This window comes from Enterococcus sp. AMC1086 (assembly GCF_058216575.1).
The window spans coordinates 1,779,280-1,805,531 of the sequence record NZ_CM177100.1 but is presented as its reverse complement, the minus strand read 5'-3'; the positions used below and the strand labels follow the sequence as shown (position 1 = coordinate 1,805,531).

Here is a 26,252-nt window from a genome sequence, read left to right as displayed (position 1 = left end):
AGGCTTTTTTTTGTTAATGAATCAGAAGTATATTTAAGTTTGTTTTATGATAAACTAAGAACATGGAACATTTATAAAGGATGTGAAAAAATGAGTCTGCAATTTATCCGTGGCACTGCTGAAATGGATTTAGAGGAAGCCCTTTTGCAAGCTTCAGTGGAGTGGTTATCTGAAAATGATTCACACGAAGTTTTTTATTTAGTACCGAATCACATGAAATTTGAACAAGAGATCAATGCACTTAAACGAATTAAACGGATCCATTCGAATCATAGTGATTCAATTGCGACCATGCGCTTTCAAGTCTTTAGTTTTTATCGGTTAGCATGGTACTTTTTACAACATACACAGTATTATAGTTCAGAGATTCTTTCCGAAGCAGGAGCTGCAATGGTTTTTAGAAAGATTTTGTCGGAAAATGAAGAATCATTGAATGTCTTTCGTGGAGAAGTGAATAAATCAGGATTTATTCAACAGTTATTTGACTTGTATCAGGAAATAAAAGATGGAAATATTGATTTAGTTGAGTTGTTTGGCCAATTATCAGGACCAAATTCAGATAGTAAAGAACAGGATTTACAATTAAAGATTCAAGATATCAAATTAATTTTTTCGAAATTTGAAGAAACAATGATGCAATATGGCATTAAATCAGCAGAAATTATCAATTATTTGACTGATTATCTAGAAACAAAAGATCTGAGTAATGTGTTATTTGTGATCAATGGTTATCATCATTTTTCAGCTAGAGAGTTGAAGTTGATCGATACGTTGATGCGGCGAGGTGGTGAAGTTAAAATATCTTTGGTATTGGATAAAAAATATCCGAATGAGCTACCTTCGTTGATGAATTTATTTTATGAAACAGGCACGACCTATCACCAACTGTATCAACTTGCTAGAAATGCTAATGTACCGATAATGCCTGACCATATTGAGAAAAATAATGTGTTGATAACTGACAAGAGTCTTAAATCCCTTGGAAACTATTGGGTTAAGGCGCAAGAAAATCATCCTAAAAAAGAAAAACAAGAGATCAAATATGATCATTTACAATTTTGGTGTGCAGAAAATCTTAAGGAAGAAATCAATCATATCGCAAAAGAAATCAGAAGATTAGTCGTTGAGGAAAAGTATCGGTATAAAGATATTCAATTGTTGACGCGTGAGTTGGACAGTTATGAATCGTTGATTGAACCACTATTTTCCATGCATAAAATTCCTATTTACTTAGATCGAGATATGGCAATGGAACAGCATCCTTTAGTTGAATTTATTCAGTCTTTGTTTGCGATCCATGCGTATCATTATCGTTATCGAGATGTGTTACGTTTTTTAAGAACTGAATTATTTTTTCCAATCGAAGATCAAGTCTCCAGTGAAGAATGGCGAACACAGCGAGATGAATGGCGTCGAAAAGTTGATTTGGCCGAAAATGTGGTTTTAGCTTACGGGTATGAAGGATACCATTGGGAAAAAGATAAGGATTGGCATTTTATCCGTTACGATTTTGAAGCAGAACAGCAAGATGATACTGAATTGATCGAACAAGAATCAAATGCTGTACGAAAAATGATTCAACAAACAGTACCCTCCTTTTTTGTAAAACTTAAAAAAGCAAAAACCGGAATCGAAGCTGCGGATTATTTTTATCGTTTTTTAGTGAACAATGGTGTTGAAAAGCAGTTAATGATGTGGCGCAACCAAGCAATTGAAAAGGGACAATTAGAAGAGGCCCGCAACCATGAACAGACGTGGGAAGCGTTGATGACCTTATTTGATGAGTATGTGACGATTTATGGTAATGACTCCTTTGACTTAGTTTTATTTGAAGAAATTTTCTCTAGTGGATTAGAAGGGCTACGTTATAATAAAGTACCAACGGCTATTGATCAGGTACAAGTTCGCTCAATCGATCTTGCTAGACCTGGGCAGGCAAAAGTCGTATTTGCAATTGGCTTGACAGATCAGGTTTTACCACAAAAATTCGATAATAAAACGTTGCTGTCTGATGAAGAACGGCAATTTGTTAATGGTCACTTAGAAGATGGGCAGTTTTTAATGAATGATACGAGAAAAAGTATTGCCAAGGAACCATTTAATGCCTATATCATGTTTAATTCGGCAACAGAACGTTTGTATTTTTCGTATCCTAGTGTGAAAGATACTGCCAAAGACGTTAAAGCCTCTGCCTATTTAACCAATATTCAAAATGACTTAGGTTTGCACAAACAACAAAGAAATGGGCTTATGATTTCAGATGATGAACAGGTTAGTTTAGAACATATCGGAACTTACAGAACGTTGATTAGTGACTTAACCAATTTAAAGCGGCAGAAAAAAGAAACGCACGAAGGAATACCGTCTTTTTGGGATGCTTTGGAACGAGAATTAATGACACGCTCACAAGCAAAACTAGCAAGACATGTCTTTGAAAGTCTGGGTCATAAAAATTTGCCAGAAAATTTACAAGAGCATCTAGCGGATGAATTATATACAAAACATATTTATACATCTGTTTCTAGAATGGAAAGTTTCTATCGATGCCAGTATCAATATTTTTCACGTTTTGGTTTAGGATTAAAAGAAAGAGATGTTTTTGGTTTATCGCCAGCGGCAACGGGTGATTTTTTCCATGAGGCATTGGACCAGTTCTTTAAATTATTGATCATGCAAAAGAAACAATTATCTGAGCTGACCGATCGAGAAGTCAACGAGTTTACGGAACAAATCCTGAATGCTGTGTTCGGCGAGATAAAATTTTCGATTCTTGATTCATCGAGTCGAATGAACTATATTCGCTATCAGCTTGGGCAAACGATAAAAAAAGTTAGCTGGGCACTGAAGCGGCAAAGTGAACGCAGTGGAATGACAGCTGTTCAGACGGAAGTTTTATTCGGGCAGATCGCTAGTCAAAAAGGGATCAAGGGGTTAGAACTACCTCTCGAAAATGGGGGGAATATAAGTGTTAGAGGTAAGATTGATCGCTTGGATCAACTGGTGACACCTGATTCTGTCTATTTAGGAGTCGTAGATTATAAATCGAGTCACAAAAAATTTAATATTACAGAAGCGTATTATGGACTAGCAATGCAGATGCTCACATACTTGGATGTCGCGTTGATGGATGCTGTGAATTTAGTAGGTCAATCGGCCAAACCGGCAGGTTCGTTTTATCTTCATGTGCACAATCCTATTCTTCCATATGAAACGGAAGATAAAAAAGAACAGCAACTTTTAAAGAAATTTCAATTTGATGGATTGTTATTGAATGACCCAGTCTTACTTGAAAATCTGGATAAAAGTTTGCAAGCCAAACAAAGTTCTTTGATTTACCCGATAGAAGAATCAGCTAAAGAAATAATTAAACCAGGTCGTCGTCAAGAAGATAAATTTGTAACAGAACCAGAGTTAGATGCGTTATTGATCCATAACCGCAGCAAGTTTATTGAAGCCGGGAATAAGATTATTAGCGGTGAGATCGGTTTGAATCCAGCTTATCAAGGAAAAGAACGAATTGCTTGTCGTTTTTGTCCATTTCGAAGTGTCTGTAACTTTGATGTGATGCTAAAAGAAAATAATTACAATCGAATTGAGACGTTATCTAAAAAAGAAGTGATGGATCGTTTGATTGACAATGATCAAAAGGGAGGACGGATAGATGAGTAAGATAATTCCTTTACGTCCAGAAAATGAACAATTTACCGACAATCAATGGCAAGCTGTTTTTGACGGAAATGAAAATATTTTAGTGTCGGCCTCCGCAGGTTCTGGGAAAACAACTGTTCTTGTCCGCAGAGTCATCGAAAAGCTAAAAAGTGGTGTAGATATTGATCGTTTATTGATCGTAACCTATACAGAGGCTGCAGCCAAAGAAATGAAAGAACGAATTCAGCTTGCTTTGCAAAAAGCGATCACAAATGAGAGTGATCAAGAGAAAAAACAGCACTTTATTAGACAATTGACCTTGCTGCCTACAGCTAATATCAGTACCTTGCATGCATTTTGTCTAACAGTGATTCGTCGTTTTTATTATTTGATCGAAATGGATCCAGTTTTTCGATTGTTGACAGATGAGACCGAGATGTTGCTTTTAAAAGAGGATGTTTGGGATGAGCTTAGAGAGCAATTCTACGCGGAAAACCAAGAATCTTTTTACCAGTTGACTAGTAATTTTTCAAATGATCGTAGTGATGACGGATTGACTCGTTTGATTTTTTCATTATATGAATTTGCCCGTGCCAATCCCGATCCTGATGATTGGTTGATGCATCTAGCTGATAGTTATCGTGTCGCTGGACAATTAGGTGATTCAGTTTTATTTCAAGAGTATTTAAAACCTCAGCTGATGGAAAGTCTGTTTCGGTGTGTAAATCGTTATGAAGAGATGATCCGTTTAACTGAAGGAGAAGAAAAATTAGGGAAAATCGAGATTCTTGCCAGAAATGAAAAAGATTTTGTTGAGACCTTTATCAGCCAGTTAGCAGATAATGATTTAGAAGCAGGTTTTGAAATTTCTAAAACTGTTACTTTTGAACGTTATCCTACCGTACGTGTGGAAGAGTTGAAAGAAATAGCTGCACAAGCGAAAAATTTACGAGAGCAAAATAAAAAAGCTATAAATGATAATTTGAACAACTTGTTTACGTTATCACCAGAACAAATGAAAGAAATTTTAAATCAATCACAGCCACTTGTTGAAGAAATGGCTAAAGTCGGAAAAGCGTTCATAGAGAGTTATAGTAAACAAAAACTGAAAAAAGGGTTAGTCGATTTCAATGATTTAGAGCATTTCACCTTAGCGATTTTAGCAAAAAAAGAAACAGGTGAATGGTCGGCTACAGAAGCTTCAACATATTATCGCGATAAATTTGATGAAGTTTTAGTCGATGAGTATCAAGATATCAATCGATTACAAGAGACGATCCTTTATTGGTTAAGAAGACCAATAGCAGAAGATGGAAACTTATTTATGGTGGGAGATGTGAAGCAGTCTATCTATTCCTTCCGTTTAGCTGATCCAATGCTTTTTATTGAAAAATACAATCAATATGGTCAAAATAAAGAAGGAAAACGAATCGTTTTAGCTGAAAATTTTCGTTCCAGAAAAAATGTATTAGATTTTACCAATTTAGTTTTTGAGCAATTAATGGACGAACGCGTCGGTCAAATCGAATATGACGAAGCGGCTCAACTTGTTCATGGATTCGATCAGTTTTCAGAAGCTGAAAATTATGATACTGAGTTATTGATTTATGAAAAAAAATCAGAGCAGGAAGAGAGCTTGCAAGTGACGGATGATTCTCAATTAATTCTGGAAGATAAAACTGAAGGCGAGTTGCACATGACCGCGCTGAAAATAAGAGAGTTGATCGATAATAAATTTTTGATCTATGATAAATCGGTCAAAGAAAATCGACCACTTACGTATAAAGATATTGTGCTGTTGACACCGACGAAGAAAAATAATTTGACCATTTTAGAAATTTTTAAGCTAGCTGGAATTCCAATTCAGGTAAATGATGCTCAAAATTATTTTCAAGCAACAGAAGTTCAAACAATGGTGTCTCTGTTACAGATCATCGACAATCCCTATCAAGATATTCCGTTAGCAGCTATTTTGCGTTCACCAATTGTAGGATTGAAAGAAAATGAATTAGTGACGATCCGATTGGCAGCTAAAAAAAGTTCATTTTACGAAGCTTTTTTATCGTTTAACCTAAATGATACTAACGAAAAAGGGCATCAAACGTTAAAAGAAAAGACTATGCAATTTGCTGAATGGTTAGAGAAATGGCGAGAAATGGCAAGACGAAATCAATTAGCGACATTGATTTGGCAAATTTATCAAGATACTGCGTATTTAGATTATGTAGGAGGAATGCCTGCTGGTAAACAAAGGCAAGCCAATTTATTTGCATTAGTTGACCGAGCAGCGAGTTATGAGCAGACCAGTTTCCGTGGATTATTTCAGTTTGTTCGTTTTATTGAAAAAATGCAGGAAAAAGATAAGGATTTAGCAGAACCCGTGATTTTGAGCGATGAAAATGCGGTGCGGGTGATGACGATCCATGCGAGTAAAGGGTTAGAATTTCCTGTCGTTTTTATTCTAGACATGACCAAAGAGTTCAATCTTGGTGATTTAAATGAACGTTATATATTTGATGATCGTTTAGGTGTAGGGATTCGTTATCTTGATCAAGCAGAACGTATGTTGTATGAAACATTGCCGTTTTTAGCAATCAAACAAGCAAAATTAAAAAAATTACTTTCAGAAGAAATGCGTAAATTATATGTTGCATTGACACGAGCAGAGCAAAAACTTTATTTGGTCGGTTCTTACAACAATCAAGAGGCTGCTTTCAAAGAATGGCTGAAAGTTGGAGATGTTCAGACAAAAGTCTTGCCCAGTGAAAATCGTCTGCAAGGGAAAAGTAGTTTGATGAACTGGGTTGGGATGAGTTTGATTCGTCATCAAAAAATGTCGGAATTTCAAACAACCTTTGTTACTGAAACAGTCGCTGGAATCACGCAACACGCTGCAGGGTTCAATGTTTCTTTTGTAACGGAAAAAGAAATACAAGATCAATTTGCGACCCTTCAATTTATTGAAACAGATTCCTTAAAAAAAGTGAGCTCTCAGACAAGTGATCCAAAAAAGATAAAAAAAGCTCTTCAACGTTTGAACTATGATTATCCTTATCAGCTTTCAACAAAAACAACGAATTATCAATCAGTATCAGAAATAAAACGTGTATTTGAAGATCCAGATAATAAAGAAATAGCTAAAATCGAAGTAGATGAAAAAAATACAATTCAGGAAACTCCGATGATTATTCATCGGATTAGTGAAGGAGAATTAGGGAAACCCAGATTTATTGAAACGATCCGAAAACCATCGGCTGTTGAAATCGGCACAGCAACTCATTATTTATTACAGCTTTTGGATTTAAACGAAGCACCGACAAAGGCTACCATTGGTGCATTGCTTGAGGAATTAGTTCAAACAAAAATCATCCAAGAAAATGTAGCCAAACGAATCAATATCGAACAAGTGCTATCATTTTACCGCACTAGTTTAGGACAAAAATTACTTGAAAATCCAGCACTAATTGTTCGTGAACAGCCGTTTTCAATGTTGTTGAAAGCAGAAGAACTGATCAAAGATTACCCAAAAGAAACACAAGACGATTTATTGATCCATGGTATGATTGATGGATACATTTTGCACGATGAGGACTGCATTCTCTATGATTACAAGACTGATTTTGTCCAAGATATTGACAATCCACAAGAAATCAAAAAAGTTATTCAGCGCTATAGAGGTCAGCTGAACTTATATCGAAAAGCGTTGGCGCAAGCAACGAACAAACAAGTAAATCAAGTATTACTAGTATTATTGTCCGCAGGGATCATTATTGATTTGGACAAAGAGCAAATTATTGAAAAAATGAATTAAATTAAAAGCAGATATACTTACAAATTGTAAGTTGTGTGCTATACTCAGTTTACGAGGTGAGGAAAATGGAGCAAGTAAAAACAACCGAATTTTCACTATGTCCCAAATTCGAAAAGGCATTTACGATTTTAGGAAAGAAATGGAATGGTTTGATTATTGATGTCTTTTTGGAAAATGGTCCTCAACGATTTGGCGAGTTAAAACAAAAAATCCCTGAACTAAGCGATCGTGTATTAGTGGAACGCTTGAAAGAATTAGAAGGGGAAGGGATCATCTCAAAAGCAGTTCGCTGTGATGAGAGCAGTCGTCTAGAGTATTTTCTCACAAATAAAGGTAAGGACCTACAACATGCAATGGAACAAATCCAGCATTGGGCAGAAAAATGGGTCACTGCGGAAGAATGCAGTTGACCTCAGATGTAAATTCTTGTACACTATAATCAATTGAATAACAAAAAATGTAGATGGAAAAGAGTAATTTGGCTGATACGAAAAGGGAAAACCTGTCTTAGACTGAAAACAGGTTACGTAATCGAAAAATGAAGTTCACTTCCGGAGTTTGTTTGTTCCAAAGAGATCAGACCGGTGAAAGCCGTTATATGAATTGAGTGCATGATTTTTTATCATGAAGTAGGATGGTAACACGATAGCTCGTTCCTTAATATAGGAGCGGGCTATCGTTTTTTATTTTAATTAGTTTGTTGTAAAAAATGACTTGTTTTCATCAATACTTTATACTCAATTTTGTTACCAAACAAAAGAAAGGAATAAAAAAATGACATTAAAAGCTCAATTAGAAGCATTAAGAGATGAAACGTTGAATAATATTCAAACTGTATCTGATCTTAAAGCACTAAACCAAATCAGAGTAGAGACACTGGGGAAAAAAGGCCCGATCACAGAAGTGTTGAGAGGCATGAAGGATTTATCAGCTGAGGAACGTCCGATAGTAGGAAGTTTTGCTAATGAAATTCGCGATATGTTGAGTGACGCTGTTGAAGCACGCAAAGAAGTTTTAGAAACTATTGCGTTAAATGCGGCGTTAGAACAAGAGACGACCGATGTTACCTTACCTGGAAAACAGATGACCCACGGTACACGTCATGTATTATCTCAAGTAATGGAAGAAATCGAAGATATCTTTGTCGGTATGGGATACCAAGTTGTTGAAGGATATGAAGTAGAGTCGGATCAGTATAATTTTGAGCGCATGAATTTACCTAAAGATCATCCAGCTCGCGACATGCAAGATACATTTTATATTTCTGATGATATTTTGATTCGTACTCATACGTCACCTGTTCAAGCCAGAACCATGGAAAAACATGATTTTTCAAAAAGTGCATTACGCATGATTTCTCCAGGAAAAGTATTCCGTAGAGATACAGATGATGCGACGCATAGTCATCAATTCCATCAAATTGAAGGCTTAGTTATCGATAAAAATATTACGATGGGGGATCTAAAAGGAACCTTAGAAGTTGTAATGAAAAAAATGTTTGGTGAAGACCGTAAGATTCGCCTGCGTCCAAGTTATTTCCCGTTTACAGAACCATCTGTTGAAGTTGATGTTAGTTGCTTTAAATGTGGAGGGGCTGGATGTAATGTTTGTAAGCATACTGGCTGGATTGAAATTTTAGGTGCCGGTATGGTTCATCCAGATGTTCTATCTATGTCAGGGATCGATCCAAATGAATATACAGGTTTTGCTTTTGGCTTAGGACCAGATCGTGTAGCAATGCTGCGTTATGGTGTGAACGACATACGTAATTTCTATCAAAATGATTTACGTTTCTTAAATCAGTTCAAGGTAAAGGAGTAATCGATGATGTTAGTTTCTTATAAATGGTTAAGTGAATATTTAGATCTTTCGAAAATTTCAGCAAAAGAATTATCTGATCAAATGTCTTTGACTGGGATTGAAGTTGAAGGCGTGGAAGTACCAGAAGAAGGCTTGAAAAAAATAGTCGTAGGTGAGGTTAAAGAATGTATTCCTCATCCAAATTCGGATCATTTATCAATTTGCCAAGTGGATATAGGCGAAGAAGAATTATCCCAAATCGTATGTGGTGCGTCAAATGTCAAAGTCGGCATTAAAGTAATTGTTGCGTTACCAGGATCTCGAATTACTGGAAATCAAAAAATCAAAAAAGGTAAAATGCGCGGTGAAGTCTCAAATGGGATGATCTGTTCGTTACAAGAATTGGGTTATTCTGATAATGTGATTCCTAAAGCTTATTCTGACGGGATTTATTATATGCCAGCGGATGCTATCAATGGGGATGATGTGTTTTCTTATTTAGATATGGATGATCATATTATCGAATTATCGATCACGCCAAATCGTGCTGATGCTTTAAGCATGCGCGGTGTAGCGTATGAAGTAGGCGCTATTTATCGTCAGACACCTCAATTCAATGATGAAATTTTAAAAGAGGATGCCACCCAAACTGCTGCTGATTATATCTCTGTTGAAGTAGAAGATAAAAAAGATACACCAGCCTATCAAATTAGAATCATCAAAGATGTAAAAATTGCTGAAAGTCCGTTGTGGTTGCAAACTCGTTTAATGAATGAGGGCATTCGTCCAATCAATAATGTCGTTGACGTAACAAACTATATTCTTTTATTATTTGGACAACCTTTGCATGCGTTTGATTATGATAAGTTGGATAGTAAAACTATTTTAGTCAGACGTGGCAAATCTGGCGAAGAAATCGTTACTTTAGATAGCGAAACAAGAAAAGTATCAGATGAAAATATCGTCATTACAAATGGAAATGTTCCTGTGGCTTTAGCTGGTGTAATGGGTGGTGCGGACTCTGAAATCACTGAGGGAACAACTACAGTTGCTTTAGAATCAGCATTATTTGATTCTTTGTCGGTTCGTAGAACGTCAAAAGAATTCAATCTACGTAGTGAATCTTCTAGTCGTTTTGAAAAAGGCATCAACCATGCAACGATTGGTGAAGCAGGCGATGTGGCAGCAGCCATGATCGCTAAATTAGCTGGCGGAACTGTTGTCGCAGGTAAAGCGATTGGTTCTGAATTAGCTCTTGAAGAGATTATTGTCAGTGTAACGATTTCACGAATCAATGAGTACTTAGGTACTGATATGGATCAGGATACAGTTAGTGAAATTTTTGATACGCTAGGCTTTACTTACAAACTTGATCAAGGAAAATATACTGTAACTGTTCCGTCTAGACGTTGGGATATAACGATTGAAGCTGATTTGATTGAAGAAGTTGCACGTATTTACGGCTATGACAACCTACCATCAACACTACCAAAAGGTGAAACAGTAGCTGGTAGTTTAACGAGTGGGCAAATATTGGTTCGTAAAATCAAAAGTTTATTAGAAGGTTGCGGTGCAAGCGAAGCAATTAGTTACGCTTTGACAACCGAAGAAAAATCTCGTCAATTTATGATGAGAGAAAGCTTAACAACAAGCTTACAATGGCCGATGAGTGAAGAGCGCTCTGTTTTAAGAATGAACTTGATTTCGGGCTTATTAGATGATGTAGCCTATAATGTTGCTCGTAAAAATAATAATGTTGCTCTCTATGAAATTGGACGAGTGTTTTATCAAGATCGTGATCCTAAAAAAGAATTGCCGTATGAAGAAAATCATTTAGGCATTGTATTATCAGGAAATAAAGTAGTAAAAGACTGGCAGACTAAAGAAATACCTGTCGATTTCTATACACTCAAAGGCATGCTTGAAACGCTATTTGATTCTGTAGGTATTGCTGATAAGATAACTTATGAGGCGACAAAAGAAAACCAAGAGTTGCATCCAGGAAGAACAGCCTTAATAAAATTGAATGATACTGTCATTGGTTTTGTCGGTCAAGTTCATCCGAGTGTGGCAAAAGAATACGAAATTCCTGAAACTTATGTAGCTGAATTGAATCTTCAAGCAATTATTGAAGAAGAAAGTGACCCTTTGATTTATCAACAAATTTCGAAATTCCCGGCTATTTCAAGAGATATTGCCTTATTGGTTGATGAATCAGTAACTAGTCAAGCATTAGTTGAAACGATTTCTAAACAAGCTGGAAAATTCTTGCAATCTGTTCATTTATTTGATGTTTACCAAGGGGATAATATTGCTGAAGGTAAAAAATCAATGGCGTATAGCTTAACGTTTGTAAATGCAGAAGCCACATTGGTAGATGAAGAAATCAACCAATCAATGGAAAAAGTAGAAAAAGCGTTAGTCGAACATTTTAATGTAACGATTCGATAAAAAAATAAGGGTGTAGCAAAAACTAAAATAGTTTGGGCTACATCCTTATTTTTATACCCAATTTCTAGATAACCATCTTGAAAATTGGGAGATAGAGAAGTTGATTACAAAATACATCAAAGCCACAAGTCCATATATAGTAAAAACTTGTCCTGTTTGTGCATAGCGACCCATTAAGATATAAGACTTTCCAAACAATTCTTGTAATGCAATGACAGAATATAAGAAACTAGTATCTTTGATTACCGTGACAAACTGAGAAACGATTGCGGGTAATACATTGCGAATCGCTTGAGGTAATACGATATGCACAAGAATTTGAACATTACTAAAACCTTGTGATTGAGCGGCTTCTTTTTGACCTTTATCTACACCGTTTAATCCACCTCGGATAATTTCAGCTAAAGCTGCTGTTGTAAAAACAGTAAAACTAACAATACCAGCGGGGGTAGATTTGATTTTGAAAATCAGAAAAATCACATAGATCCATAATAAATTAGGAATATTACGCACAATTTCGATATATACACTAGACAAAAATTTTAAAGGTCCAGTTTTTTGATTTCTTAAAACAGCTAAAATTGTCCCAAAAATCGTACTTAAGACGATCGAAACAAAAGAAATATAAAGTGTAAGCTTCAAACCATCGAATAAAAAGCGCAAATTATTGCCGGTCAGAAGTTGACTCATTTGTTCTGAAAAAGACATGTTTGCATCCTCCTATCGGGTATAAGCTTTCTTATTATTTTCTTCCAATTTCCGTGCTAAGTTGGCTAATGGGAAGCACAGGATGAAGTAAAGAAATCCTGCGACTGTGAAAGCTGGAATATAATTTAAATTGATTGAAGACCAACTGTTAGCTGTAAACATTACATCAGCACCAGAGATGATGGCTACAGTCGATGTATTTTTGATTAAATTGACGATTTGATTCGTAAGTGGTGGCAGCATGATACGCCAAGCTTGTGGTAGTACAACATAGCGCATTGTTTTCCCATAGGAGAAACCTTGTGAATAAGCTGCTTCAAATTGCCCTTTAGGAACAGCGCCGATTCCAGAACGGACAACTTCTGAGATATAAGCGCCATGATAAAGACCTACACAGAGAATGGCGATGGTCGTTGTAGAAAAAGTCAGCATTGGACTGATCAATGGAAAACCGTAGTAAACCACAATAAACTGAATCAATAATGGTGTGTTCTGAAAAAACTCAACATAGATTCGACTGATTACGTTCAATAATTTATGTTGCATGGCAGATAGGCTGCCAAAAAAAATACCTAGCAACAATGCTACAATCAGTGAACCCACAGCTAATAAAATAGTATAGAGGAAAGCATCCCCAAAAAGTCTCCAGTCTTTAAACAATGCTTCCCATCGATAGAGTGCAAAAGGTCCTGCATTCGCTATAATGAACATCTAATTTCCTCCCAAATCCTAACAAAATTGCACGAAACTGGGAACGTTTAATCCAGATTCCACGTTTTGTAAATTTTTTCTAAAGTACCATCTTTTTCCCATTTTTCAATTGATTTATTCAACTGATCATTTAGTTCAGTATTTGCTTTCTTCGTAGCAATGCCATATTCTTGGGGTGAGAAACCGTCCTTAAGGATTTCTGTACTATCATCTACATAACCTGTCAAAATTGATTTATCAACTGAGAAAGCATCAATTCTTTTTGACGTTAAAGCAGTTTTTAGTTCAGGATATGAACCAAGTTCTTGATAGTTGAATGATACACCCAATTCTTTTGCTTGCTTTTCAATCGCTTCTTTGGTCGTTGCAGATTGAACGACACCAATCGTTTTTCCGTCTAAACTAGCTGTATCTGTAAAGTTATCCGCTTTTCTTACCAAAAAACCAACTTCGTCTTTATAGTAAGGTGTTGTAAAGTTATAGGTTTCTTTTCTTTCATCCGTAATCGTGAAAGTAGCAATTACCATGTCTAATTCACCGTTATCTAATAAAGGGCCGCGCGTTTTAGCAGTTACACCGACAAATTCTACGTTATCTTCATTACCAGTCAATTCTTTTGCAATTAAACGTGCGATATCTGGCTCCATTCCTTCATTTTTATTTGTATCTGGATTCATATAGCCAAAATTTGGGACATCTTCTTTAACTCCGACTTTGATAACACCAGCATCTTTGATTTTTTGAAGATCAGTTGTTGCGTTGTTACCAGAATTAGAGGCGTTTTTGTCGTCTCCACCGCTTCCACAGCCTACAACCAGACCAAGTAATAACGCAAGGGACAGTGCACCTAAAAATTTCTTTGTTTTTTTCATCTAAAATTCCTCCTTGGTATGTGTGTTATCAATTATGAATGATTTTACTTAAAAATTCTCTTGCGCGTTCATTTTGAGTATTAGTGAAGAAATGTTCTGGACTTCCCGTTTCAATAATTTGACCGTCATCCATAAAAATGACTTTATCAGCTACTTGACGAGCAAAACCCATTTCATGTGTCACACAAATCATTGTAATATTTTGTTTCGATAAATCTACCATAACATCGAGTACCTCTTGAATCATTTCTGGATCAAGAGCTGAGGTAGGTTCGTCAAAAAGGATAATCTCTGGATGCATATTTAAAGCACGTGCAATGGCGACTCGTTGTTGTTGTCCACCGGATAGTTGAGCAGGATATGCATTCGCCTTATCAGCCAAACCAACTCTCTCCAAGTATTCCATCCCAGTCTTAGTTGCTTCTTCTTTGCTGACGCCTTTGACTTTGATGGGGGCCAAGGTAAGATTTTGAATAATTGTTTTGTGGGCGTATAAATTAAAACTTTGAAAAACCATTGCAACTTTTTGACGAACCTTTTGAACAGGTGCTTTTGGCTCTGTTATGTCGATCCCGTCAACAAATATATGGCCATCAGTAACTTTTTCTAAACGATTAATACAGCGGATCAAAGTACTTTTACCAGAACCAGAAGGCCCGATGATGACGATCTTTTCTCCTTCGTTAACGTTTAACGATACATCCTTCAAGACATGATGCTCCCCAAAAAACTTATTTACATGTTCCAACGAAATCATGGTCATTCTCCTTTATGTATAAAATTATCACATCACGGTTAATCTATATAGATCAGTGAGCGAGTGGATGAACAGGTGAAAAATAAATAAAAAACGAATATTTATAGAAATCTGTGAATATGGAAAGTGCGATAGACAATCTTTTGATCCTGACAGATCAGTGCTGAAGTGTTGAAATGGCACTCTATCTATTTTCTTTTCATAAAAATAGTTTTCTTTTATATTTAATCTAATAGCCATAAATCTATCCATCCGTTAATGTTAGAAATTATAACATACAGAAAATAAGATTACCAGTTTTTTTTAAAGGCTAATAAAGAAAAACAATTAAAAAGCGCAAGCTAAATGAAAACTTGCTATATAAAGAGTGATATAATAGAAGCTAGTGATAATAAAACTTGAAAAAAAGCAGCAAAAAGTAGAGAATAAGAGTGTTGAAAAAATACTGTAAAGGTTTGATTGACTTGAATAATCATGAAGCAATAGGATTTATAGATTCCGGGGTTGGCGGACTTACGGTAGTAAAAGAAGCATTAAGGCAACTACCCAATGAGCGCTTAATTTATCTTGGAGATACAGCACGTTGTCCATATGGTCCAAGGCCTGCTGAACAAGTAGTCCAATTTACTTGGGAAATGACAAATTTTCTTTTAGAAAAAAAAATTAAAATGTTAGTAATTGCATGCAATACCGCTACTGCTGTAGCATTAGAAGAAATAAAAGAGCAATTGGCTATTCCAGTCGTAGGCGTGATCCTACCAGGAACTAGAGCTGCGTTGAAAGCAACTAAAAATAATCGCATTGGTGTCATCGGCACAGCTGGAACAATCAAAAGTAAAGCCTATGAAGAAGCGTTATTAAGTAAATCCCCCAATACGTTTGTCACAAGCTTAGCGTGCCCTAAATTTGTTCCCATTGTCGAAAGTAACGAATTTCATTCTTCTGTAGCAAAAAAAGTCGTATCAGAAACGTTAAATCCATTACAATTGAAAAAACTGGATACGTTGATTTTAGGCTGTACCCACTATCCATTATTGCGTTCTTTGATCCAAAATGTAATGGGAAACCAAGTGACCTTGATCGATTCGGGTGCTGAAACAGTGAGTGAAGTGAGTATGTTGTTAGATTATTTTGACATAGCAAATACTCCGCAGTATAAAAATAAGCCAAATGAATTTTATACCACAGGTTCTGCAAAAATGTTTAAAGCAATTGCCGATGATTGGCTAAATTTAGAAACGATCATCGTTGAACAGGCGCGATTGTCGAATTTCATAGAGGGAGTAGTGAAACATGATCAGACATGATGGAAGACAAGCGAAAGAATTAAGAAAAATCATCATTGAGACGGGCGTTTATAAGCATCCAGAAGGTTCCGTAGTGATTTCTTTTGGCGATACAAAAGTAATCTGTTCTGCAACCGTGGAAGAAAAGGTTCCACCATTTTTAAGAGGCGAAGGGACCGGTTGGGTGACGGCTGAATATAGTATGCTTCCAAGAGCCACGAATACAAGAAACATCCGTGAAAGCGCAAAAGGAAAATTGACTGGCAGAACGATGGAAATCCAACGTTTGATTGGTCGCTCGCTGAGAGCGGTTGTCGATTTGAAAAAATTAGGCGAACGAAGTATTATTGTGGACTGTGACGTGATCCAAGCAGATGGAGGAACCCGCACAGCCAGCATAACTGGTGCATTTGTTGCAATGAAAATTGCTGTTGATAAACTGCTTAAAAAAGGGGATTTACAGGAAAATCCGATCAAAGAATATCTTGCTGCGGTCAGCGCTGGTATATTAAGTGACGGAACCTGCGTTCTTGATCTAGATTATAAGGAAGACTCTGCAGCTGCTGTGGATATGAATTTGGTGATGACGGAATCAGGTAATTTTGTCGAACTTCAAGGTACAGGTGAAGAAGCAACTTTTTCAGGTGATGAATTGAATTCGTTACTATTTTACGGTAAAACGGGCATCGAGCACTTGATTGCTTATCAAAAAGAAGCCTTGATGAATCCATTAGCTGAGAAATCATTTCCTAACGAAACTAAAACGATTGTGATCGCTACAAGAAATCCAGGAAAAGCTAAAGAGTTTACGAAAATTTTTTCCGAAAAAGGATACCATGTAAAAACGTTACTGGATTATCCAGATTTGCCTGATGTTGAGGAGACAGGCAAAAGCTTTGAAGAAAATGCTCGTTTAAAAGCTGAAACAATTGCAGATATTTTAAAACAACCAGTTTTAGCAGATGATTCAGGACTGATTGTTGATGCTTTAAATGGCAGACCAGGAATCTATTCTGCGCGCTTTGCTGGTGAACCGACGAATAATGCTGCTAATAATGCTAAATTACTGCATGAATTAACTGGAGTGCCACAAGAAAAACGAACAGCGACATTCCATTGCACACTTGTTTTTGCTGCTCCTGAGAAAGAAAGTTTGGTTGTAGAAGGAAATTGGCTTGGAGAAATCGGAACCATTCCACGTGGTGATCACGGGTTTGGCTATGATCCATTATTTTTCGTTCCAGAAGAACAAAAAACAGCTGCCGAACTTTCAGACGAGCGCAAAAATGAGATCAGTCATAGAGGAAGAGCTGTTGCAACATTAAGAAATCAATGGGAAAATTGGCTAAAAAACTAGGAGGTTGTGCATGAAATATCTAGTAGTAAGTGATAATCATGGTGATCGTGATATATTAATTGATTTGGCAGAAACTTATCGAGGAAAAGTTGACAAAATGTTTCATTGCGGAGATTCAGAATTAGAACCCACGGATGAATTGTGGAATGATTTTATAGTAGTAAAAGGAAATTGCGATTATGATCCTGAATTTCCAGATATGATCGTAGAGAAAATTGGAATGGATACTATTTTTATGACACATGGTCATCTGGCGAATGTTCGTTCCGGATTGACTTCTCTTGCTTTACAAGCTGAAAAAGCCAAAGCCAATATCGTGCTGTTTGGGCATACCCATGAAATTGGATGTGAAGTTCGGGCAAATGTTCTTTATTTGAATCCTGGAAGTATTAGCTTGCCTAGAGGGCCAATTCAATTGAAATCCTATGCGATTATCGAAAGTACTTCAGAACAATTCATTGTTCAATATTACGGTCGAAATCATCAAAAGTACAAAGAGTTACATTTTGTTTTTAACAAAAAATAATTTTGACTAGCTATTTCTAGAAAAATCGTGATAAAAGGCTACAGTGTATCTTATTTTTTATGTTTTTTAGATAATTTCCGAATGATTCTGACATTCTATTAACATTTATTCAGGTTTTTAGAAAGTGAAGGAAATAGGGTCAAATCTTAATTTTTTTTAAGAGTTATGAAAAAAGTTTGAATTTCAAGACATTTGCATCCGTTTTCTGTACAATGTTAATTGTGGCAAAGAAAATGAAATGGAGGCACTCCAATGATTGGAACTGCTATAAAAGAATTATTATTAGAAAAACAAGAAACCTTTTTGATACCAGCGGAAAATGTTGCAAACGTAATGTGTTTGAATCCGCTAAGTCACGCTTTATTAGTTTTATCTCAAGTAAAATATTCAAAAATCCCTGTTTTAGATAAAGGGGATCGTTTTGTGGGATTGATTAGTTTATCAGATGTAGTGGATAAAATGTTTGATATCACATCAGTCGATTTTGATAAATTACAAGATTTTACTGTGGCAGATGTCATGGAAGTCAATGTTCCTTTGATTGGCGAACAATGGGAACTTGAAGATATACTTCATTTGTTAGTTGATGCAGCATTTCTGCCTGTAGTAGATGACAATCAATGTTTTAAAGGAATCATCACACGCAAAGAATTGCTGAAGGCAATCAATCATATGGCTCATGAACTGGAACGAAAGAATATCATTTTACCAAAATCTGATGGTGAATCTATAGAAATGAAAGTGATTTGATTTTTTTAAATCAATTATTCACTTTTTCCTATTTTTTTGATAAGCTAGATACTTAAACGTGGCGAGTTTTTTGAAATGCTTTATTAAGCTGTATTATGAAGGGAGTTATTTTGATGGACGCATATGAAATTATTAATTATATTGGGAATGCTGAAAAAAAAACACCAGTAAAAGTTACTTTGAAAGGAAAACTCAAAGAAGTAACCTTTCCGGATGAAATTCAAGCATTTACTAATTGTAAAACAGGTACTTTGTTTGGTGAATGGAATGTAATCAAAGAATTTTTGGAAACAAATAAAGAAAATATCGTAGATCATGTGATTGAAAATGATACTCGTAATTCTGCGATTCCAATGCTAGACATCAAAGAGATCAATGCTCGTATCGAACCAGGGACAACTATCAGAGATCAGGTTGAAATCGGGGATAATGCTGTAATCATGATGGGCGCTGTTATAAATATCGGTGCTGTAATCGGTGAAGGAACTATGATCGATATGGGCGCGATTTTAGGTGGACGCGCAACAGTCGGGAAAAACTGTCATATTGGTGCGGGAACTGTTTTGGCAGGTGTGATCGAGCCGCCTAGTGCAGATCCTGTGGTCATTGAAGACAATGTTTTGATTGGTGCAAATGCAGTTGTTCTAGAAGGAATTAGAGTAGGTGAAGGAGCCGTTGTTGCAGCTGGAGCAATTGTTGTTGATGACGTTGCACCCTACACTGTAGTTGCAGGCGTACCAGCTAAAAAGATAAAAAATATTGATGAAAAAACTAAAAGCAAGACAAATATGATGGACGAGCTACGAAAATTGTAATGCTTCTATCACACATTCATTAAAAGCGCAAAAAAGATTAAAACTACACGTTAGTTTTAGTCTTTTTTGCGCTTTTAAACTTTCAAATCTGTGACGCTGGATCCGAAAAAAAGGTGAAATATCATGAATAAAGAAGAGGGGTTGTTTTTATTCCTACCGTTTATTCAGGCATAAACAAAAGTAGTTAAATTATTTATTTTGAAGTTGATTATCCAACACTAAAATAGCTTCTGATAAAAAGTGCGTAATCAATTGCAATTCTTTTTCCGAATATGTTCTTCCTAATTTTTTCATGGCAATATCTAATGGCTGGTAGGCTTGTTTTATTTCCTCTTTATCTTCATATGTTGGTACAATAATGACGCGCCTACGATCATGGGGATCTTTTTCCCGACGAGCGTAACCGATTTTTTCTAGACGATCAATCAAGGCGGTGATTGTTCCCGTAGATAAGCCTGTCTTGTCTGCTAATTCTCCAGCTGTAAGTGGTCCTAATTCGTTTAATAAATCGATTGAAATATAGTCATTCGAAGGAATGCCTAAAGAGTGAACGATAGTTTGTTGATGTAAGATAGAACGTGAGCCGAAGCCTCGTAATAAAGAGGTGAGCTTTTCTAGAGATGGGTTTGTATTTGAATCTTGATGTATTGACAAATTTTCTTCCTCGCTTTATGCTTAATATATCTCGTTTAACGAGATTCTTTTCCGCCGAAATATAAATTGATAAAACTATCATAACAAGCATACTCTTATCTGTAAAGTAAAGAAAGAATCGGGGGTAAAACGAATGAAATTATTGATCTTATATGGAACAAAATCTGGTGCGTCCAAAGAATGTGCTAAACTGTTAGGTGAAAAATTCAGTAATGCTACAATTATCGATATTAATCACGAAAAACCTAATTTAGATGGATTTACTCATATCATTGTGGGGGCAGGTGTTCGTAATGATAAAATGTATAAACCAATCAGAGATTTTTTAAAAAAGAATCAAACAGATCTATTAACTAAAATAATAGCTTGTTACTTGTGTAATTCAAAGCCAAAGACAACGGATGATGTGATTGCAGCAAGTATTCCAGAAGCAATCAGGGAGCATGCTCTTGAAATTATGTCATTTGGAGGCTATAAACCTTCGTGGGTTCCAGTAAGTGAGGAAAAAAAACTTAAAGGAATTGATTTGGATAAAATTGACATGTTTGCTCAAAACTATTTAAAGTCTGTATAAAAATCGTTGATTGTTTTTAATGAAGGATTGACAGAAAACTCTTTTTATTCAACAATAAGATATAGAGAAATAGAAAAGAGGCAGATCAACAATGATTCAAGGACAGTTAATTGAGATTCGTAGACAGTTGCACCAAATACCAGAAATCGGGTTAGAAGAAGAAAAAACACAAAAATACTTGCTAGAAATAATCCAATCAATAAAAAAAGATTTTATAGAATATAAGATATGGCGAACAGGAATTTTGGTTTTCGTTCATGGAAAAAATCCAAAAAAAACGATTGGCTGGCGTGCTGATATCGATGGTTTACCAATAACCGAAGAAATTAATTCTGATTTTCAGTCTATCCATAAAGGGTATATGCATGCATGTGGACATGATTTTCATATGACGATTGGGTTAGGATTATTGGCACAAATGACATTAGAACAGCCTGAAAATAATTATTTATTTCTCTTTCAACCAGCAGAAGAAAATGAAGCTGGTGGTATGTTGATGTATGAAGATGGAGCATTTGGTGCTTGGCTTCCTGATGAATTTTATGGACTGCATGTGAATCCGGAGTTACCAGTAGGAAAAATCACAACAAAAGTCGGTACTCTTTTCGCTGCAACGTGTGAAGTTCAGATTACTTTGGTAGGGAAAGGTGGGCATGCGGCGTTTCCTCATGCTTCAAATGATATGATCGTAGCTGGAATGAGTCTCATCCAACAAGCACAAACAATCGTTAGTCGAAATGTGAATCCAGTTGAAGGTGCGGTAGTCACATTTGGTACATTCAATGCTGGCACTGCAACAAATGTTATCGCAGGGGAAGCGACGATTTCAGGTACGATCCGAACTTTAACAGAAGAGATGAATCAATTGACTCAGATTAGAATCAAGGAAATTGGTGAGGGGATTGCAAAATCATTTAATTGCGAAGTAGACGTATTTTTGGATCAAAAAGGGTATCTTCCAGTGATCAATAATAAAAAAACAACTGAAAACTTTATGACGTTTATGGAACAAGAATCAGGTGTTTTATTTGAAAAAGCTGAAGTTGCGATGACAGGTGAAGATTTTGGTTTTTTGTTATCTAAAGTACCAGGGACAATGTTTTGGTTAGGTGTAGATAGTGCATATGGTCTGCATTCTGCTAAATTTGAACCCAAAGAAGAAGCGATCCCATTTGCTGTGGAACATATCAGCAACTTTTTGAAATCATTAGATAAATAACAAAACGATGGCTGTGGAACGAAAGGGATAACCCATTTTCGTTTCCTTGCCATCGTTTTGCTATTTTAGTGTAATCGGTGTATTTGGAATAGTAAAGTTTGCATCAGATAATTTTTTTACGTATTGAGCTAAAAATTCTTCTTTGATTGGCGCCTGTTTGCCATTCAATACATACATTGTTGTGCGAATGGCAAAATTTGCATTTCCCAGATCCACCATCCCAAAAATCGTTGGACCTGTTTGAATACTTTCTGAATACTTTTCCTTTAACTCCATATTGACTTGTTCAATGATTGCGATAATCTTATCATAGCCTTCGTCAGGTACGATCCGAACATCGATCAAAACTTGCATGTTAGAACGAGAGAGGTTACTTATTATAGTGATATTTCTGTTAGGAATAAAGTGAACAGTACCATCTAGAGCTTTCATCTGTATAGTTCTAAGACCTACAGCTGTGACAGTTCCTTCAATGTTTAAAGCAGATAACCGAATATAATCACCAACGTCCATTTGCTGTTCTAAAATGATAAAAAAACCGGTAATAATGTCATTCATGAACCCTTGTGCACCCAAACCAATTGCTACACCAGCAATCCCGGCACCAGCAAGGAGAGACCCGACAGGAACCCCCGCAACGGTCAATAAGGAATAGATGAAAAAGAAAAATAAGGTGTATTGAAAGGCATTATTGACTAATGTGTGAATTGTCTTTAGGCGACTTTCATTGAATGTTTGTTTTTTATTATAGTTCCTATATGCTTTGTCAATAAGTATTTTACCGATACGATTTAGGAGTATAAAAAAAAGAATAAGAAATAGAAGATAAATTGCTTTCTCAATCAAAATGGCAATTATTTTGTCCCAATTAATTCCATTCCAAAAACGTTCAAGAGCATTGACTTTCTTTTCAGCAGCAGTTTTTATATCAATTGCAGAATCCATTGTACTTTCAACTGTTTTACTGGATATTGATTGTCCAAGAATAAACAAGGATATCCCAACTTTCTTTTTTTATCTGTGATTACTTTATCATTATACTTGAATTTGAAAAAAGATGTCATTATTTAACAAAAAGCTTAACAAATTAATTGAAAATGTGTTACAATATTCTGAAAATAAGGAGTGATCGTATGACAATTGATTGGGATAATTTAGGTTTTGATTATATAAAAACACCATTTAGATACATTTCAAATTGGAAAGATGGTCAATGGGACGATGGCAAATTAACAGAAGATAATACACTGCATATCCACGAAGGATCAGCCGCATTGCATTATGGACAACAATGTTTTGAAGGGTTAAAAGCTTATCGCTGTAAGGACGGTTCGATCAATCTATTTAGAGTGGATGAGAATTCTAAACGAATGAATCGTAGCGCAAAACGATTGTTGATGGCAGAGGTACCAGAGGATAAATTTATTCATGCAGTAGAGGAAGTAGTAAAAGCTAATGAAGCATTTATTCCACCTTATGGCAGTGGTGGGACATTATATATTCGTCCACTTCTGATCGGTGTTGGAGAAGGAATTGGTGTACATTCAGCACCAGAGTTTATTTTTACTGTTTTTTGTATGCCTGTAGGCGCCTATTTCAAGGGTGGATTAACGCCGACGAACTTTGTGTTTTCTGATTATGATCGTGCAGCTCCTCAAGGAACGGGTGCAATCAAGGTTGGTGGGAATTATGCGGCTAGCTTATTGCCAGGGGAAGAAGCAAAAGAAAGAAGCTTTTCAGATTGTATTTACTTAGATCCTGCAACTCATACGAAAATCGAAGAAGTCGGTTCTGCTAATTTCTTTGGCATCACGAAAGATGATCGTTTTATCACCCCATTATCACCTTCAATATTACCAAGTATAACGAAGTATTCATTACTTTATTTAGCGGAACATAAACTTGGAATGGAAGCGGTAGAAGAGGATGTTTACATTGATTCTTTAGAGGAATTTAAAGAAGCTGGAGCTTGTGGAACAGCTGCTGTCATTTCGCCAATTGGCGGTATTCAAACATACGATGATTTCCATGTCTTTTATAGTGAAACAGAAGTTGGGCCCGTAACCCAAAAATTATATGACGAATTAACAGGCATTCAATTTGGAGACATTCCGGCTCCAGATGGTTGGATTAGAAATATAAAAATATAAAAATGCACAAAGGAGCCCGAAACAAAACTGATTTTTAGTTTTGTTTCGGGCTTTAAATCTGGATAAATGGTTATAAAAACAGCCTATTTGGAGCTAGATGTTTCTGTCTCAGCATTTTTTTGTAGTAAATATTTCTGACTATTAAAACTTAACTTAGTTACAGAAGATATAAGCTTTGAAAGCAATAGGAGAAAATGGAAGATGACGGACGGCTCTTGTTGTTGTTTTTATTTTGGATTAAATAAAAAATAATTTGTTTTTGCTAAATTTTAATCAAAAACTTAAGGAAATGCGTATTACTACTTTAAGATGACAGATTAAGAATAGGAGATTCATATGAAGAAATTATTTTTTGTGGTATTAATCTTAAATACCTTGTTATTACCAAGCATAGCAAGTGCTGTATCTTTGAAAGATATAAGAAAAATACAAACACTAAGTTTCGTCGAAGTAGAACAAACTACAGATTCAAAAGAAGAACAAGATGGAAAAAAATCAGAAGAGGCGATAGTTTCAGAGCATAACGTGAATGTCATTATCAAAAATCAAAAGACGGAAGAGTTTGTTAAGAATATTGGAGAGCAAGCTAGAGAAATTGCCCACCAACATGATCTATATACCTCAGTAATGATTGCTCAGGCAATCCTAGAATCAAAATCAGGTGACAGCCTTCTAGCGAATGCACCTTATCATAATTTATTTGGAATCAAAGGCGATTTTGAAGGTGCTACAGTCAGAATGAACACACAAGAAGATGACGGAAAAGGAAATATATTTGTAGTCAATTCTGAATTCTGTCAATATCCTTCCTATAGCGAGTCTCTTAAAGACTATGCCGAACTAATGAAAAATGGGATTGCTGGCAATTCTGATTTTTATAAAGGAACGTGGAAAAGCGAAACCAATAATTATATGGAAGTAACGTCATTTTTGACAGGGAAGTATGCGACAGATATTCAATATGCTGACAAGCTTAATCAGTTGATTGACTGTTATGATCTGACCATTTATGATGTTGATCCAGTAGAAAAAAATACTGTTGACACAATACAAGCTAAGAAAATTATTAGAATAGAGACGTTACAAATGTTGATAAATGAAAATTTGAAAGAAAGAACGCTACAGAAAAGAAAGAAAAAAATTGAGCAATTTACTAATGGACTTTACCCTTTTTTAGTTTTGATTTTGAAATGTTTGAGGAATTAAAAAAATTTTATTCGTTAAATAAGATACGACATTCTTTCCAGACAATCCAGTTATTTTCCATCTGATATTTTAAAGAGTATACTTAATCTGTATTTACTTTTTCAAAGAAAGGAATGAAAAAAATGTCTTTTGAAAAAACAAAAGTATTAGAGAATGGTTCAGTTATCCCGCGTTTAGGTTTAGGGGTATGGCAAGTAAAAGACGGAGCAGAGGCAGTTGATTCAGTGAAATGGGCATTACAAGCAGGTTACCGCTTGATTGATACTGCAGCAGCCTATAAAAATGAAGTCAGCGTGGGTGAAGGAATTCGTACGTCAGGTGTTCCGAGAGAAGAAATATTTGTTACAACCAAATTATGGAATGCTGACCAAGGCTATGAGTCAACTCTGAAAGCATTTGACGAGAGTTTAGTTAAACTTGGTTTGGATTATGTTGATTTATATTTGATTCATTGGCCGGTGGCTGGGAAATATAAAGATTCGTGGCGCGCTATGGAAGAAATTTATCAAAGCGGACGTGCTAAAGCGATCGGTGTCTCTAACTTCCATGAACACCATATTGAGGACTTACTAAAAGATGCTGAAGTTGTGCCGATGGTTGATCAAATTGAACTTCATCCTACCTTGACACAAGAACCTTTACGTAAATTTTTAGCTGAGAATAATATCGCAGTTGAAGCTTGGTCTCCATTAGGACAAGGTAAAATCTTAGAGAATCCGACTTTAGTGGAAATCGGAAAAAAATATAATAAAACAGCAGCACAAGTGATTATTCGATGGCATTTACAAAGTGATATTATCGTTATTCCAAAATCGGTTCATCAAGATCGAATCAAACAAAATTTTGATGTTTTTGATTTTGAGCTAACAAATGAAGATATTCATCGAATCAATGCGCTTAATACGAATGAACGCTTAGGTCCAGATCCAGATAATTTTGATTTTTAATCAGAAAAAA

Annotated in this window: 21 protein-coding genes and 1 other annotated feature; of the genes, 15 read left to right on the top strand and 6 right to left on the bottom strand. The window is 35.7% G+C overall.

The window, feature by feature from the left end; genetic code table 11:
• Nucleotides 1-90: 90 nt before the first annotated feature.
• The 5 genes from AC4BC4_RS08405 (at nt 91) to pheT (ending at nt 11,710) form a co-directional block, all read left to right on the top strand.
• Nucleotides 91-3,669, top strand: a complete 3,579-nt coding sequence (locus tag AC4BC4_RS08405; protein WP_490475362.1) for a PD-(D/E)XK nuclease family protein — start codon at nt 91-93, stop codon at nt 3,667-3,669.
• A complete protein-coding gene (gene addA, locus AC4BC4_RS08400) occupies nt 3,662-7,459 on the top strand; it encodes a helicase-exonuclease AddAB subunit AddA (protein ID WP_490475361.1) in 3,798 nt (1,265 codons plus the stop codon). The genes AC4BC4_RS08405 and addA overlap by 8 nt, the downstream gene beginning before the upstream one ends.
• Before the next feature lie 65 nt (nt 7,460-7,524).
• Nucleotides 7,525-7,869 (top strand): winged helix-turn-helix transcriptional regulator, encoded by a 345-nt coding sequence (locus AC4BC4_RS08395; RefSeq protein WP_490475360.1) that lies wholly within the window; start codon nt 7,525-7,527, stop codon nt 7,867-7,869.
• Nucleotides 7,870-7,910: 41 nt separating this feature from the next.
• Nucleotides 7,911-8,120, top strand: a binding site (T-box leader).
• A gap of 113 nt (nt 8,121-8,233) precedes the next feature.
• The gene (gene pheS / locus AC4BC4_RS08390; protein ID WP_490475359.1) at nt 8,234-9,280 is read left to right on the top strand and encodes a phenylalanine--tRNA ligase subunit alpha; all 1,047 of its coding nucleotides are present in this window, start codon (nt 8,234-8,236) and stop codon (nt 9,278-9,280) included.
• 6 nt (nt 9,281-9,286) lie between these two features.
• The gene (gene pheT / locus AC4BC4_RS08385; protein WP_490475358.1) at nt 9,287-11,710 is read left to right on the top strand and encodes a phenylalanine--tRNA ligase subunit beta; all 2,424 of its coding nucleotides are present in this window, start codon (nt 9,287-9,289) and stop codon (nt 11,708-11,710) included.
• Nucleotides 11,711-11,761: 51 nt separating this feature from the next.
• Here pheT and AC4BC4_RS08380 read toward each other — a convergent pair whose 3' ends face one another.
• From AC4BC4_RS08380 to AC4BC4_RS08365, 4 genes are read right to left on the bottom strand one after another with little or no spacing between them, the layout of a single operon-like run.
• Nucleotides 11,762-12,418 carry an amino acid ABC transporter permease gene (locus AC4BC4_RS08380; RefSeq protein WP_490475357.1) on the bottom strand — a complete coding sequence of 219 codons (657 nt, stop codon included), beginning with the start codon at nt 12,416-12,418 and terminating at the stop codon, nt 11,762-11,764.
• 12 nt (nt 12,419-12,430) lie between these two features.
• Nucleotides 12,431-13,129: an amino acid ABC transporter permease gene (locus AC4BC4_RS08375; RefSeq protein WP_490475356.1), complete on the bottom strand. Its 699-nt coding sequence runs from the start codon at nt 13,127-13,129 to the stop codon at nt 12,431-12,433.
• Between the two features lie 47 nt (nt 13,130-13,176).
• Entirely contained in the window at nt 13,177-14,001 is an 825-nt protein-coding gene (locus tag AC4BC4_RS08370) for a transporter substrate-binding domain-containing protein (RefSeq protein WP_490475355.1), read from the bottom strand.
• Between the two features lie 28 nt (nt 14,002-14,029).
• The gene (locus AC4BC4_RS08365; RefSeq protein WP_490475354.1) at nt 14,030-14,758 is read right to left on the bottom strand and encodes an amino acid ABC transporter ATP-binding protein; all 729 of its coding nucleotides are present in this window, start codon (nt 14,756-14,758) and stop codon (nt 14,030-14,032) included.
• 464 nt (nt 14,759-15,222) lie between these two features.
• On the opposite strand from AC4BC4_RS08365, the gene racE reads away from it, so the two are divergent.
• The 5 genes from racE (at nt 15,223) to dapD (ending at nt 19,492) form a co-directional block, all read left to right on the top strand.
• A complete protein-coding gene (gene racE / locus AC4BC4_RS08360; RefSeq protein ID WP_490477365.1) occupies nt 15,223-16,065 on the top strand; it encodes a glutamate racemase in 843 nt (280 codons plus the stop codon).
• Nucleotides 16,052-17,401 (top strand): ribonuclease PH, encoded by a 1,350-nt coding sequence (rph, locus tag AC4BC4_RS08355; RefSeq protein WP_490475353.1) that lies wholly within the window; start codon nt 16,052-16,054, stop codon nt 17,399-17,401. Before racE ends, rph begins: the two co-directional genes overlap by 14 nt.
• A gap of 10 nt (nt 17,402-17,411) precedes the next feature.
• The gene (locus AC4BC4_RS08350) at nt 17,412-17,927 is read left to right on the top strand and encodes a metallophosphoesterase (RefSeq protein ID WP_490475352.1); all 516 of its coding nucleotides are present in this window, start codon (nt 17,412-17,414) and stop codon (nt 17,925-17,927) included.
• 252 nt (nt 17,928-18,179) lie between these two features.
• Nucleotides 18,180-18,677: a cyclic-di-AMP-binding protein CbpB gene (gene cbpB / locus AC4BC4_RS08345; RefSeq protein WP_438755914.1), complete on the top strand. Its 498-nt coding sequence runs from the start codon at nt 18,180-18,182 to the stop codon at nt 18,675-18,677.
• A 113-nt stretch (nt 18,678-18,790) separates the two neighbouring features.
• Nucleotides 18,791-19,492, top strand: a complete 702-nt coding sequence (dapD, locus tag AC4BC4_RS08340; protein ID WP_490475351.1) for a 2,3,4,5-tetrahydropyridine-2,6-dicarboxylate N-acetyltransferase — start codon at nt 18,791-18,793, stop codon at nt 19,490-19,492.
• A gap of 189 nt (nt 19,493-19,681) precedes the next feature.
• Here dapD and AC4BC4_RS08335 read toward each other — a convergent pair whose 3' ends face one another.
• Nucleotides 19,682-20,146 carry a MarR family winged helix-turn-helix transcriptional regulator gene (locus AC4BC4_RS08335; protein ID WP_490475350.1) on the bottom strand — a complete coding sequence of 155 codons (465 nt, stop codon included), beginning with the start codon at nt 20,144-20,146 and terminating at the stop codon, nt 19,682-19,684.
• Between the two features lie 133 nt (nt 20,147-20,279).
• Here AC4BC4_RS08335 and AC4BC4_RS08330 point away from each other — a divergent pair, with 133 nt between their 5' ends.
• Both AC4BC4_RS08330 and AC4BC4_RS08325 read left to right on the top strand, forming a co-directional pair.
• Entirely contained in the window at nt 20,280-20,720 is a 441-nt protein-coding gene (locus tag AC4BC4_RS08330; protein WP_490475349.1) for a flavodoxin domain-containing protein, read from the top strand.
• Nucleotides 20,721-20,811: 91 nt separating this feature from the next.
• Nucleotides 20,812-21,939: an N-acetyldiaminopimelate deacetylase gene (locus AC4BC4_RS08325; RefSeq protein WP_490475348.1), complete on the top strand. Its 1,128-nt coding sequence runs from the start codon at nt 20,812-20,814 to the stop codon at nt 21,937-21,939.
• Nucleotides 21,940-21,999: 60 nt separating this feature from the next.
• On the opposite strand, the gene AC4BC4_RS08320 is transcribed toward AC4BC4_RS08325, so the two are convergent.
• Nucleotides 22,000-22,932 carry a mechanosensitive ion channel family protein gene (locus tag AC4BC4_RS08320; protein WP_490475347.1) on the bottom strand — a complete coding sequence of 311 codons (933 nt, stop codon included), beginning with the start codon at nt 22,930-22,932 and terminating at the stop codon, nt 22,000-22,002.
• A gap of 140 nt (nt 22,933-23,072) precedes the next feature.
• Between AC4BC4_RS08320 and AC4BC4_RS08315 the strand changes: the two genes are divergently transcribed.
• From AC4BC4_RS08315 to AC4BC4_RS08305, 3 genes are all read left to right on the top strand, one after another.
• A complete protein-coding gene (locus tag AC4BC4_RS08315; protein ID WP_490475346.1) occupies nt 23,073-24,089 on the top strand; it encodes a branched-chain amino acid aminotransferase in 1,017 nt (338 codons plus the stop codon).
• A gap of 336 nt (nt 24,090-24,425) precedes the next feature.
• The gene (locus AC4BC4_RS08310; protein ID WP_490475345.1) at nt 24,426-25,295 is read left to right on the top strand and encodes a glucosaminidase domain-containing protein; all 870 of its coding nucleotides are present in this window, start codon (nt 24,426-24,428) and stop codon (nt 25,293-25,295) included.
• A 122-nt stretch (nt 25,296-25,417) separates the two neighbouring features.
• On the top strand, nt 25,418-26,242 hold the full coding sequence (locus AC4BC4_RS08305) for an aldo/keto reductase (protein ID WP_490475344.1): 825 nt from the start codon (nt 25,418-25,420) through the stop codon (nt 26,240-26,242).
• Nucleotides 26,243-26,252: the final 10 nt, after the last annotated feature.